General features: G+C 71.2%; 11 protein-coding genes. 7 read left to right on the top strand and 4 right to left on the bottom strand.

Going from position 1 to position 13,041, the window contains the following annotated elements:
* Positions 1–28 precede the first annotated feature (28 nt).
* Complete coding sequence (locus ACIQAC_RS39725; RefSeq protein ID WP_402200446.1) at positions 29–1,285, bottom strand: prolyl oligopeptidase family serine peptidase; 1,257 nt, start codon at positions 1,283–1,285, stop codon at positions 29–31.
* Positions 1,286–1,466: 181 nt separating this feature from the next.
* Between ACIQAC_RS39725 and ACIQAC_RS39720 the strand changes: the two genes are divergently transcribed.
* From ACIQAC_RS39720 to ACIQAC_RS39690, 7 genes are all read left to right on the top strand, one after another.
* Positions 1,467–2,123, top strand: a complete 657-nt coding sequence (locus ACIQAC_RS39720) for a TetR/AcrR family transcriptional regulator (protein WP_402200445.1) — start codon at positions 1,467–1,469, stop codon at positions 2,121–2,123.
* A 129-nt stretch (positions 2,124–2,252) separates the two neighbouring features.
* Complete coding sequence (locus tag ACIQAC_RS39715) at positions 2,253–2,831, top strand: dienelactone hydrolase family protein (RefSeq protein ID WP_402200443.1); 579 nt, start codon at positions 2,253–2,255, stop codon at positions 2,829–2,831.
* 81 nt (positions 2,832–2,912) lie between these two features.
* A complete protein-coding gene (locus ACIQAC_RS39710) occupies positions 2,913–4,094 on the top strand; it encodes a sensor histidine kinase (protein WP_402200442.1) in 1,182 nt (393 codons plus the stop codon).
* Positions 4,091–4,759 (top strand): response regulator, encoded by a 669-nt coding sequence (locus ACIQAC_RS39705; protein ID WP_402200440.1) that lies wholly within the window; start codon positions 4,091–4,093, stop codon positions 4,757–4,759. Before ACIQAC_RS39710 ends, ACIQAC_RS39705 begins: the two co-directional genes overlap by 4 nt.
* A 150-nt stretch (positions 4,760–4,909) precedes the next feature.
* Positions 4,910–5,827 (top strand): ABC transporter ATP-binding protein, encoded by a 918-nt coding sequence (locus tag ACIQAC_RS39700; RefSeq protein ID WP_402200438.1) that lies wholly within the window; start codon positions 4,910–4,912, stop codon positions 5,825–5,827.
* Positions 5,824–6,591 (top strand): ABC transporter permease subunit, encoded by a 768-nt coding sequence (locus ACIQAC_RS39695; RefSeq protein ID WP_402200436.1) that lies wholly within the window; start codon positions 5,824–5,826, stop codon positions 6,589–6,591. The genes ACIQAC_RS39700 and ACIQAC_RS39695 overlap by 4 nt, the downstream gene beginning before the upstream one ends.
* Positions 6,592–6,695: 104 nt before the next feature.
* A complete protein-coding gene (locus ACIQAC_RS39690) occupies positions 6,696–7,733 on the top strand; it encodes an alpha/beta hydrolase (protein ID WP_402200435.1) in 1,038 nt (345 codons plus the stop codon).
* 37 nt (positions 7,734–7,770) lie between these two features.
* Here ACIQAC_RS39690 and ACIQAC_RS39685 read toward each other — a convergent pair whose 3' ends face one another.
* The 3 genes from ACIQAC_RS39685 to ACIQAC_RS39675 all read right to left on the bottom strand — a co-directional run bounded on the left by ACIQAC_RS39685 (position 7,771) and on the right by ACIQAC_RS39675 (position 12,964).
* A complete protein-coding gene (locus ACIQAC_RS39685) occupies positions 7,771–8,880 on the bottom strand; it encodes an acyltransferase family protein (RefSeq protein ID WP_402200433.1) in 1,110 nt (369 codons plus the stop codon).
* 204 nt (positions 8,881–9,084) lie between these two features.
* Positions 9,085–11,142 carry a TerD family protein gene (locus ACIQAC_RS39680; RefSeq protein ID WP_402200431.1) on the bottom strand — a complete coding sequence of 686 codons (2,058 nt, stop codon included), beginning with the start codon at positions 11,140–11,142 and terminating at the stop codon, positions 9,085–9,087.
* 187 nt (positions 11,143–11,329) lie between these two features.
* Positions 11,330–12,964, bottom strand: a complete 1,635-nt coding sequence (locus ACIQAC_RS39675; protein ID WP_402200430.1) for an alpha/beta hydrolase — start codon at positions 12,962–12,964, stop codon at positions 11,330–11,332.
* Positions 12,965–13,041 lie beyond the last annotated feature (77 nt).

Here is a 13,041-nt window from a genome sequence, read left to right as displayed (position 1 = left end):
ATGGCCGGACCGGTCGTCGGTGGCCGGACTACTTGAGGTGCTTGTGCAGGAAGTCGACGATGTGGCCCATCGTCTCCTGCGTCGACCACGGCTTACTCGCCTCGGTGTCGCCGGTGAAGGACAGGTCGCCGTGGCCCGCGTCGGTGAGGACGTAACGGGTGCTGTCGATTCCCTCGGCGCGCAGTGCGGTGTGCAGGTCCAGGGTCTGGCTGGGGGAGACCAGGTTGTCGGCGCTGCCGTGGAGCAGCACGAACGGTGCGGTCCTGGAGTTGATGTGTGTGCTCGGGTCGGCGGCGGCGACCTCGCTGGTGCGGTCCGCGACCGACTTCTTCGTGCCGGGGCCGTAGACCCACTGGGCGACGGCGTCGCCCGCCGTGTAGTTGGCCTTCTGTGCGGCACTGTCGAAGTCGGCCGCGATCCGGGACAGGTCCGCGGGCCCGAACTCGTCGACGACACCCTGCACTTCGCTGCTCTGGTCCAGGTTGTCGCCGACGTCGAAGGACTTGTCCCCGTTGGTGACGCCGGCCATGGCGGCCAGGTAGCCACCCGCCGACTGACCCCACACGGCGACGTTGCCGGCGTCGATGCCGTATGTGTCGGCGTTGGCGCGCAGATAGCGGATCGCGGACTTCAGGTCGGCGACACCCTCCTTGTACGTGGCGCCCTCGTTGACCGTGCGGTACTGGACACTCGCCACGACATAACCCTGGTCCGCCAGATAGGTGCGCTGACTCAGGTTGGCGGTGCGGATCGCCGTGCTGAACCTGCCACCGGTCACATAGACGACCAGCGGCTTCTTGCCCGACGTGGCCGTGGGCACCTGGATGTCCAGCTTCAGGTCGCTCTTCTTGCCGTCCGTGACCGGCGAGGAGTACGTGATGTCCTTCGTGGTCGTGATCCCGGAGGTCGCGCACGTGATCTGCGCGCCGGTGGGATCGATCACGGTACTGGTGCTGGTGTCCGACTTCTTGATGGTCTTGGCCGCGAGGTCGCCGATGCCGCCGCCGCCCTGGGCGCCCGACGGTGTGCCGGCGGCCGACTCGGCGGGTGAGGCGCTGGGCGATCCGCCGGCTGTTCCGCCGGCCGTCGAGTCCGTGGGGCACGCGGCCTTCTTGGCGCCGGCGCCCGCATCGGCGCTGGACGCGGTGCCGGACGCACCGGTCGCCGAGCCGTCGCCGCCCGACGAGCACGCGGTCAGGCTCAGCCACGCGGCGACGGTGGCGGCGAGGGCGGCACGGCCCCGCCATGAGCCCGTTCGTGCGCTCCGCGCACCGCGCTGAACCATCCCGCTCTCTCCGTGCATGTCTCTTCTCCCGCCAACGCGAAGCCATAACCGGAGATGACATCTCCGTTTCCTTGGCTCACCATAACACCAACCGGAGATGACTTCTCCGCTTACACTGGACGCAGTGCGAGGGGCAGGACGATCCGCCCCCCACCAGGAACAGGAAGGCGGCAGGACTGGCATGGCGGAGCCCGCTGAACCCGGCAGACCGCCGCTGCGGCGCGATGCGGAACGGAACCGCCGCCGCCTGCTGGCCGCCGCCCGCGAGGTGTTCCGCGACCGGGGTCTGACCGCGACCCTCGACGACGTGGCCCGCCGCGCGGGGCTCGGCGTGGGGACGGCCTACCGGCACTTCGCCAACAAGGAGGAGCTGGCCGACGCGGTCTTCGAGGACATGATCGACCGTGTCGAACAGTTCGCCCGGGAGGCCGCCGCCGATCCCGACCCGTGGCACGGGCTGGCGTCCAGCCTGGAGAAGGTGTGTGAACTCCAGGCGCACGACCGTGGGTTGCGCGAGGTCATGCTCGGCACGGGCAAGGCCACCCAGCGGCACACCCTCGTCCTCCGGCGGATCAAGCCCTTGGTCGACCTGCTCGTCGACCGGGCCCGGGAACAGGGCACACTGCGCGCCGACGTGACGCCCGTGGACCTGCCGATGATCCAGTTGATGGTGGCGGCGATCACCGACCGCACGGGAGAGCCCGACCTGTGGCGGCGCTATCTGCGACTGCTGCTGGACGGAATGCGTACACCTCCGCCAGGGTCGCCACCCCTGCCCCCGGGCGCGGTGTTCCGAGGTCACGAGCCGGCCGGCTGTCCCGGCGAGACGGCACCCTGAGGCCGGTGCACGGGACGACGGACGCCGTGAACGGGAGCGGGCGCCCGGCGGACGACCCGTCGATGTCAGTGCCACGGTCCATACTCGTGCCGCGGCGCCACCCGGGTACCGCGGCACGAGGGGAGTGACATGGCTGAGGTGCTGGTTTTCCACCATGGACACGGTCTGACCACCGGTGTTCGCGAGTTCGCCGAGCTGCTGCGACGCTCCGGACACACCGTCCACGTCCCGGACTCGTACGAGGGGCGGGTCTTCGACACCCTTGAGGAGGGCATCGGCTACGCGCGGACCGCCGGGTTCGCCACGGTCGCCGAACGTGGCATCGCCGCCGCCGGGGCACTGCCCGCCGAGCTCGTCTACGTCGGCTTCTCGCTCGGTGTGATGCCGGCGCAGCGGCTGGCCCAGACCCGCCCCGGCGCGAAGGGCGCGCTGCTGCTCGAAGCGTGCGTGCCGGTCTCGGAGTTCGGCGACGTCTGGCCCCAGGACGTCCCGGTGCAGATCCACGGCATGGACGCGGATCCGTTCTTCGCCGAGGAGGGGGACGTGGACGCCGCCCGCGAGCTGGTCGGGGCGGCGCCGGACGCCGAACTGTTCCTCTACCCCGGCGACCGCCACCTGTTCACCGACAGCAGCCTGCCGACGTACGACGAACAGGCGACGGCACTGGTCCACGAGCGGGTGCTCGCCTTCCTCGACCGCGTCAAGTAGGGACGACGGCGACCCGACCTCCTCGGTGGTGTACTCCCGCTGTCGTATGCGCCCAGGCATCCCCGCTCGTACGGTGGACGCGTGACGACGACCTTTGACCGGCTGCCCGCGCGGCTGCGGGCGCTGCCGCCGGGTGCCGTGGACGTACTGGTGGTGGGCGTCGTCGGGCTGTTCACCGGGCCGGACGCGGCGGTGAACGAACCGGACTACCGGCAGGCGGACTGGCTCACCTGGCTGCTGCTCGCCGTGTCGCTGCTGGCACTGCTGTGGCGGCGCCGGTGGCCGGTGCCGGTCGCGGTGGTGACCGGGGCGGCGTGTGCGGGCTGGGCGCTGTACGGGCACATCGGGGAGCTGCTGAACCTGCCGGTGATCGTGGCGCTGTACACCGTCGCCGTGCACGGCGACCGGCGGCGCACCCTGTGGACCGGGCTGGTCGCCGCGCTCGCGTCGGGAGCGGTCGCGCTGTGGGTCGGCAAGGACGTGGTGAACCCGCAGGGGCTGCCGGTGCTGGAGATGGTGTGGCCGCTGGTGCCGCTGCTGCTGGGCGAAGCGGTCCGCACGCGCCGGGAGTTGCTCCACGAGTACGCCGACCGGGCCGCCCGCGCGGAGCGGGAACGCGAACGGGAGGCGGCCCGCCGGGTCCGCGCGGAGCGGGTGCGGATCGCCCGCGAGCTGCATGACATCGTCGCCCACACCGTCACCGCGATGACCGTCCAGGCGGGCGTGGCCCTGGAGAGCTTCGACGTGCGGCCCGACATGGCCCGGCAGGCGATGCGGCAGGTGCGGGACTCGGGCAAGGAGGCGGTACGGGAGCTGCGGGCCACCGTCGGTGTGCTGCGGGAGGGCGACGGCGATCCGGTCGAACCACCGCCGGGGATCGAGCGCCTGCCCGAGCTGGTCGACCGGTTCACGGGCGGGAAGGTGACGGTCACCCTCCGGCAGGAGGGAGCGCCGGACGGGCTGTCGCCGCTGGTGGGGCTGGCCGCGTACCGCATCGTCCAGGAGGCGCTGACGAACGTCGTCAAGCACTCCGGCGCCCGGCACGCGGCGGTGTCGGTCGTCCGCGCGGAGGGCAGCCTGACACTGGAGGTCGTCGACGACGGCCCGCCGGCGGCGCCACCGAAGGAGGGCGGCTTCGGACTGCTCGGCATGCGGGAGCGGGCCGCAGCGGCCGGGGGGACCATCGAGTACGGGGCGGTACCCGGCGGCGGCTTCCGGGTACGGACGGTGCTTCCGGCCGGCGAGAGCGGGGGACGACGGTGACCGTACGGGTGGTGCTCGCCGACGACCAGACCGTCGTCCGCGCGGGGTTCCGCGCCCTGCTGGACCTCACCACCGACCTGGTCGTGGTCGCCGAGGCCGCCGACGGCGCACAGGCTGTCGAGGCCGTCCGGCTGACCCGGCCGGACGTCGTCCTCATGGACATCCGGATGCCCGGCGTCGACGGCATCGAGGCCATCCGCCGGATCGCCGCGGACGCCACGCTGGACGGCGTACGGGTCGTCGTCCTCACCACCTACCAGGTGGACGCCTACGTGTTCGAAGCACTGCGGTACGGCGCGGCCGGGTTCCTGCTGAAGGACATCGAGCCCGACGAACTGCGCGCCGCCATCCGCACGGTCGCCGCCGGACAGAGCCTCCTCGCGCCGGCCGTCACCCGCGCGGTGGTCGAGGAGTTCGCCCGGCTCAAGACCCCGGAGGTGGCCGGCGCCGGACGGCTAGCCGCCCTCACCGACCGCGAGCGCGAGGTCATGGCCCTCGTCGCGGCCGGACTCAGCAACACGGAGATCGGCCACGAACTACTCATGAGCCCCCTCACCGCCAAGACCCACGTAAGCCGAGCCATGACCAAACTGGCCGCCCGAGACCGCGCCCAACTGGTGGTCCTGGCCTACGAGACGGGATTGGTGCGGGCGGGGGACCGGTGACGTAGGCCCGCGTAACCACGCCGCGTAACCACCCCGCGTACCGGCCCCGCGCGCCCGCCCCGCGCGCCCGCCCCGGCTACTCCGGCGGGAGTACCCCCCGACTCCCGGCGGCGGATGCCAGGAACACGCCCGCTTTCTAACGTCGTTCGCATGATCGAAGCACATGACCTCACCAAACGTTATGGCGACCGGACCGTCGTCGATCGGCTGACGTTCAGCGTGCGGCCCGGGCGGGTGACCGGATTTCTCGGGCCCAACGGGGCCGGGAAATCCACCACTATGCGCATGGTCCTCGGCCTGGACGCGCCGACCTCCGGCAGTGTCCTGGTGGCGGGCCGCCCTTACGCCCAACTGCCCGCGCCCCTGCGGACGGTCGGTTCGCTGCTGGATGCCAAGGGCGTGCACGGCGGACGTACCGCCCGTGACCATCTGACCGGCCTCGCGGCGAGCAACAACCTTCCCCGCCACCGGGTGCCGGACGTCCTGGAGATGACCGGACTCACCGAGGTCGCAGGACAGCGGGTGAAGGCGTTCTCGCTCGGTATGGCCCAACGGCTCGGTATCGCGGGCGCGTTGCTCGGTGACCCGGAGGTGCTGCTGCTGGACGAACCGGTCAACGGCCTGGACACCGAGGGTATCCGCTGGATCCGCACCCTCCTCAAGTCCCTTGCCGGGCAAGGCCGTACGGTCTTCCTCTCCAGCCATCTGATGAGCGAGATGGAGCTCACCGCCGACCATCTGGTGGTGATCGGCCGCGGCAGACTCCTGGCCGACACCACGGTCCGCGACTTCATCGAGACCAACTCCCGCGCCCATACGCTCGTCCGCTCCCCGGAGCCGGAGCGGCTCCGCGATCTGCTGCGGGCCGGCGGCGCGACCGTACGGCTTGACGCGCGGGGCGGCTGGCGTGTGGACGGTCTCGACGCCGGCGCCATCGGCGACCTGGCCCGTGACCACGGCCTCGCCCTGCACGAACTCACCCCGACCCGCTCCTCGTTGGAGGAGGTCTACACGGCCCTGTCCCAGGACTCGGCCGAGTACCGGACACGACAGGAGGCCGCCCGATGACGGCACTCACCACCGCGCGGGCCGGGTACCGGCAGGCCCTCGCCCACGAGTGGATCAAGTTCCGCAGTGTGCGCTCCCTGGTGTGGACGACCTTCGCGACCGCCGCCGTACCCGTCCTGGGCGCGGTCTTCGTCGCGGCCACGGAGAGTCTGCGACCCGACGACACGGTGCTCGGCGGCAGCCTCTCCCTCGCCGTCGTCGCCCAGATCCTGGCCGCCGTGACAGGCGCTCTCCTCATCACCGGCGAGTACGGCACCGGCACCATCCGCACCACCTTCGCCGCCACCCCGCGGCGCGCAACCGTGCTGGCCGCGAAGGCGACACTGATCGCGGGAGTGACGTACGCCCTGTCCCTGCTCTCCTGCGCGCTCGCCCACCTGGTCGGCGGCGCGCTGCTGGAGGACGGCAGGTACGCCGAAGGGGAGCCGTGGCCCGCGCTGTTCGGCATCGCCGCATCCTTCGCGATCGCCGCGCTGCTGGGTCTCGCGGCCGGCACCCTCGTCCGCCACTCCGCGGGCGCCGTCACCGCGGTCGTGGGGGTGCTTCTCCTGCCGTCCCTCCTCGGCCCGCTCTTCGGCGGCGCCCAGCGCTGGATCGCCGGGTTCTCGCCGACGGCCGCGCTCCAGAAACTCACCCAGACCTCCGACGCCACCGCGCAGACGGTCGGCAGTCTCGGCGGCTGGCCGTCGCTGCTCGTGGTCGCCGCCGGCACGGCCGTACTGCTGCTGCTCGCGGCACAGACGCTGCGCGGGCGAGACGCATGACGGCCGCGTACGTACACACCCCCGTACACACCTTCGTACGGAACCGCGTACGGAACCACGTACAGATTCGCGTACGGAGACTCGTACGGAAAGGAGACCGCGCCATGTCCTGGTGGAGCCCCGCACGGCTACGTCTGCTCCTCGTCCTGGTGATCGCCGACCTCCTGCTGTGGCTGGCGGTGTCCCACACCGACGCGGCCGCCTCCGCCGCGCCCCAGGGCGCCCGGGTCGTCGCCGAGGAGAAGGTGGGCGACCGGCTGGTCGACCTCACCCTCGACTCGCCCGCACTCGGCCGGACCGCCAAGGTCCGTCTGCTGACCCCCGACGGCTGGGCGGACAGAAAGCCCGGTAGGACCTGGCCCACGCTCTATCTGCTCGTCGGCGGCGACGGCAACCACAAGGCCTGGACCGAGGACTACGACTCCGGCATCCAGGACCTGCGTCAGCTGCGCGACGTCCTGGTCGTGATGCCCGAGATGCCGCTCTTCGGCTTCTACACGGACTGGTTCAACAACGGCCGGGGCGGCCCGCCCGCCGTGGAGACCTTCCACCTCAGGGAGATGCTGCCGCTGCTGGAACGCGGTTACGGGGCCGGTACCCGTCGTGCGGCCGCGGGGGAGTCGCAGGGCGGGTTCGGAGCCCTGTCGTACGCGGGCCGGCACCCGGGGCTGTTCCGGGCGGTGGCGAGTTACAGCGGCTTCGTGCACCCCCTGCGCCACCCGCACGCCGTCCGGGCCGGCATGACCTACCTCGGCCTCGACTGGACGTCCCTGTGGGGCGACCCGGTCGAGCAGCGCGCCAACTGGCAGGCCCACGACCCCTATTACCTCGCCGCCCGGCTGCGTGGCACCCCCGTCCACCTCTCCAGCGGCGACGGCACGGCCGGCGTCCTGGACCCACCCGGCACACCGGCCGACCCGGACATCCCCGGCCTTGAGGACCCGGCCGAACCGTTCCCCGAGGACGCGATCTCCCCGACGGAGACCCTCATGGAACGCGAGTCCCGAGCCGTGGCCGCCCGCCTCTCCGCCCTCGGCGCCCCGGTCACGACCCACTTCTACGCGGGCACCCACTCACCGGCGTACTGGGCACGCGAGTTCCACCGCTCACTGCCGATGCTGCTGAAGTCCCTACGGCGGTGAGCCGTCGACGGGGGAGGTCCCGACCCGCGGGGCGGGGTCAGCCCACCGTGACGACAGCCGGCTCCGGCCGGCGCACGACGGGCCGGTCACGTCGTAGCAGGGGCCGCTCGACGACGGCGTACGAGAGAAGGGCCGCGGCGATCGTCGCCGCGAGGCCCGCGGGGAGCCGCCAGGCGCCGTCCACTCCGAGGTCGGCGAGCAGCCGGATCAGGGGGTAGTGCCACAGATACATGCCGTAGCTGAGGTTGCGTCCGGCCCACGCCAGGGCCGACAGCGACAGCAGCCGTGAGGGCCACGCCCCCGGGCACAGATCCAGCGCGGCCACCACCACGGCCGACAGCACGGCGGCGACCAGCATCCCGACGGTGTACCAGACGGGGTTCCACGCACTCGGTTCGGTGATCGGCACCTGCCAGGCGATCAGCCCGAGACACCCGAGCGCGGGCACACACAACCACCCCGCCCACCGGCGCAGCCGCTCCAGCCGAGGATCACCGGAACGCAGCCCGGCCAGCACCACGGCCAGCAGGGCTCCTACGAGGAGCTGGTCCGCGCGCGTGTCGGGGCCGTTGTAGATACGGTGCGCCGCCGTGGGATCCCACAGCGCGAACCGCCACAGCACCGGAAGCACACACAGCACCGCGACCCACCCCACGACGGCACGCGCCGACGCGTGCCGCAGCAGGACCAGCAGCAGAATCGGCCACGCGAGATAGAACTGCTCCTCCACCCCCAGCGACCAGGTGTGACTGAGCGGAGCGGTGAGGTCGGAGTAGGGGCCGGACTCCCCGGCCCGTACGAGGTTGACCACCGAGCCCGCGGCCAGCGCCGCCGCCTTCCACGCCCCGTCGAACAGGGGCAGCGCGAACGCCACGGACAGCAGCGCCGTGACCGCGCACATCACCAGGAGGGCGGGCCCCAGCCGCAGCCACCGCCGCCGGTAGAACGACCACAGACCGACCCGACCGGTACGGCTGTACTCGGCCACCAGCAGCCGGGTGATCACGAAGCCGCTGATCGTGAAGAAGACGTCCACCGCGACCGAGCCACCGGGCACCCACTCGGGCTCCACGTGATAGACGATCACCAACGCCACCGCGACCGTCCGCAACCCGTCGAGCCCGGCCACCCGCCCACGCCGCGCCACCCGCGGACCCTGCCCGGGGCCAGGCCCCGACCCCGGCCCCGACCCCGGCCCCGACCCCGTGACCTCGTCCTCGTCGACTCTGCTCGGCTGGGAGATACTCATGACTGCCGCGTCTGCCCCGCCACGCGGAGATGACACAAACTGTCGCGTTCACCACACGACAGGGCCGGCCGGGGTACGGGGTGGTGCCCGGGGCGGGTCGCCTCAGCCCGTGGTGACCTTTTCCGCCGACGGGGTCCGGCGGGACGGACGGTCGAGGGGGGCCACCACCACGCCGTAGAACCGGTTCACGGCGGCGTCGACGCTGCTGATGAAGCCCGACTCGGCGCTGCCGCGACCGCTGCCCATGCCCTTGAAGAGGGACAGTCGGAAGCCGGTGATCTGCGTGCCGTTCTTCGGCAGCATGTCCGCCGGCTCCGGCCGCAGCCGTTCCAGGGTGCCCCGCGGTCCGCCGGTCTCACCCTCGACCAGTGTCTCGATGTGCAGGTCGGCGGGCGCCTCGTCGAGCCGTCGGACCAGCCTCTTCGCCCAGGACAGGGGATAGCCCAACTCGGGCGCCGGGATCTCGATGGAGGTGCGCAACTTGCTGGTACGCAGGTCGGCGGTGATCCCGAGAACACCCGGTGTGCCCTCGATACGCAGCTCCGCCTGAAGTCTTCCGTCGGAGCAGAGCTGGTCCGCCAGGCGGGAACGGCGGGTCGCGGGGTCGGTTCCGCGCTTGGAGCGCTGAACAGGCAGCACGCGCTGGCCGAGTTCGCCACCCAGTCCGAGACAGACCTGGCGGATGAGCCGCTCCCAGCTCTCCACCACGTCCAGGATCCGGGGATCTCCCTGGCACAGGGTCTCGTCGTCGATGCCGTTGCGAACCGGGACCCAGGCCGCGCCCATGTTCTGGAAGCCGTGGCATCCGGAGTTCTCGTGCTGGAGGTAACGCAGCAGCTCCTGGAGCAGCCAGGCGTGCGCCATGTTGCCCACACCCTCGTGCCGGATGAGCATCTGGGCCTGGTGGGCCACTTCGGCCCAGGACAGATGCCACAGCGCCACCTTGTGCTTGCGCCGCCCATCGATCCTGACGTCGACCAGCGGACTGCCCTCCAGCGCGACGTCGTTCGAGAGGGTGATGACGGCCTCGTAGCCACGGCGGGCGGCGATGTCCACGTACGCCTGCACCTGTTCGGCCTTGAGGGCGTTCCCGTTGGTCTTGGTCTCGACCAAAGCCGTCCAGAGCTTGCCGGCCCGTTCGACGCGGATCACTCCGTCCGGGCGGCGCGGGGACTCCCCGTGCGGCAGCGACACCTCGGCGAACGTCTCCATCCGGCCCGCCGGTGCTCCGAACGCGGCGATGAGCCTTCTGCCGAACTCCGGGATCTGCGCCATCACGGACAGCAGCACCGACGTCGCCCGCGTCTCCCGGTCCCGGTCGCTCTTCAGCGCGGAGACCGGGAACAGCCGCGCCTCCTTCCAGGACTCGTTCTCCGCCAGGGACTTCTTGACCACCTTGGGCAGGGTGACCTTCTTCTTGGCGGTACGGGGCCGCGCGGCGGCCTTCCTCGACTTGGCATCCGCGTCCGCGTCTGTATGCGTATCCGGGCCCGCGCCCGCTTCGGGCTGCCGCGGTGTCGGGACGGCGTCGAGCGTGGCCTGCGGCGGAGCCTGAAGCGCGCTGTCGGTCCGGTCCTCACCCGCAGAGCCGTCCGCTGCTTCCTCGGCCGCCGCGTCGTCCTCGATGTCGACGCCGAAGTCTGTCGCCAGACCCGCCAGTCCGGCGTCGTAGCCCTGCCCCACGGCCCGGATCTTCCACTCCCCGCCGCGGCGGTACAGCTCACCGAAGATGAACGCGCTCACCGAGTCGGCGTCCTCGATCGCGAAGCGGAGCAGGTTCTCGCCGGAGCCGTCGGCCAACGTCAGTTGCAGGTCGCCCAGTTCGCCGAAGTGGGCTCCGTCGTAACGGCTCGCCGCCACCACGATCCGGTCGACGGCGCCGGGGACCACACTCAGGTCGAAGCTGATCCGGTCCTTGTTGCCGCTCGCCGTGGGCGTCTTGCCCAGGAGCTGCACACTTCCGTCCGCGGCGACCGGGTTGTTGTAGAAGTAGAAGTCGGCGTCGCTGCGGACCTTGCCGTTGGTGTCCAGCAGGAGAACCGAGACATCCGCGTCGCCCTCCCCCGAGGGACTCGTCCAGTCCAGACTCACCATCACGGAGTCGACGCTCTCACTCAGGCTCGCCAGACCGACGTTGGCACCCTTGATCAGTTTGTACACAGCCCCACCCCCCTGTAGCGCACGCCAGTTGTGGACCGCCGGTTTCTCCCCATCCACCGGGCGGCACAATGTGACGCACCACACATTCAATGCCTGGCTGGACTTTATTACTCAGCGGAGGCGAGCTGTAGCTGTTCGCGAGAATCGATGGGGCGGGACCCCCGTGAGGGGGTCCCGGTCGGTGGGGTCAGAAGCGGTCCGGGGTGTTGTTCGGGAAGGGGGCGCCCGGGGCTGTGTTCGGGTTCTTTCGGGCCTCCTCGTTGGACGCGGTGGTGGCCTCGCAGGTCACGTCCTTCGACGGGAGCCTGCCGGTGAGCAGGTAGCCGGTGACCGTGCCGTCCGTGCAGGCGTTGCCGCTGGGGTAGACGCCGTGGCCCTCGCCCCCGTGGACGGTGAGCATGCGGGAGCCCTTGAGATCGGCGTGCAGGGCCTGGCCGCTGGGGAGCGGGGTCTGGGAGTCCCACTCGTTCTGGACGACCAGCGAAGGAACCTTGTTGCGTACGGTGGTCGCCGGTTCGACGGAGTCGTCCCAGAACGCACAGGGCTTGATGCTGGACGCGATGTCGCCGAAGAGCGGGTAGCGCGCCTTGTCGTTGACGGCGTCCTGCCGGTAGCTCTCCGGATCACGGGACCACGCGGCCGAGTTGTCGCCGCACAGCACGGCCCAGAAGCTCGCCGGCATGTTGTCGGAGGGGACCTCCGTGGCCCCGGCACGGGCCGTGGTGAACGGCGCGAGCTTCTCCGCCGACGCCGGCCGGCCGTCCGCGGCCGCCTTCAGCTCCGCGATCGCCTGGCTGGCCACCTCCGGTGAGAAGACCAACTGGCGGGCGGCGCTGCGGATCTCGTCCCCCGTGATCGGGTACCCACCGAGGTCGATGGGGTCCTCGTCGGCCTGCGCGACCAGGTCCCAGAAGAGCGCCTCGACCTCCTTCGGGGTGTCACCCAGGTCGTATGTCTCCGCGTGCGCGGCGGCCCACTCCGTCCACCGGTCGAACGCGGGCTCGGCGCCCTCCGCCCACCACTGGATCATCCCCCGCCAGGCCCGCTCCGGATCGACCGCGCTGTCCAGCACGAACCGGTCGGCCCGGCCCGGGAAGAGCTGGGTGTACACGGCGCCCAGATAGGTGCCGTACGAGTAGCCGAAGTACGAGATCTTCCGCTCGCCGAGGATGGCCCGGAGCAGATCCATGTCACGGGCCGTGTTGCGTGTCGTGATGTGCGCGAGCGTGTCACCCGCGTTCGCCTCGCACTTGTCGGCGACACCACGCGCCCAGGCGACGTCCTTGTCGAACGTCTCCGCCTTGTACGGGCGCAGCCAGACCTGCTCGTCCGGGGTCAGGTCGCAGGTGACCGGGCTGCTCTGTCCCACACCGCGCGGGTCGAATCCGATGAGGTCGTACTTCTGTCGCAGGGACTCGGGGAGGCTCTCCCGCAGGCCGAGCGGCATGTCGAGCCCCGGGCCGCCCGGACCGCCGGGGTTGGAGAGCAGGACACCGTGCCGTTTGCCGGGGGCCGTGCTCCTGATCCGGGATATGGCCATGTCGAGCCGTTTGCCGCCGGGCTTCCGGTAGTCCAGCGGGACCTTGATCGTGGCGCATTCGAACTCCGCCGGGGAGTCGGCCGAGCACCGCTTCCAGCGCGGCTTCTGCTGGACGTACCGGTTCAGCGCGCTCCGGGTGGTGGGGGACGACACCGCCGACGTGGTGGCGGCCGAGGCGGTGGTGGCGGCCGGTACCGCGACGGCCGGGGAGGAGGCGAGCGCGGGAGCTAGCGTTGCCGTCACGGTCACGGCCAACAGGGGCGCGAGACGTCGTCTGCGCACGTTATCGATCCTTCCGCTCACAGGTTCTGTACAGACGGAAAGATCCTTGAGGACGGGCCGGGCGAGCGGATCCCTCG

Origin of the sequence: Streptomyces sp. NPDC088387, assembly GCF_044753385.1 — a bacterium.
GTDB lineage: Bacteria > Actinomycetota > Actinomycetes > Streptomycetales > Streptomycetaceae > Streptomyces.
This window is presented reverse-complemented; position numbering and strand designations above follow the sequence as displayed.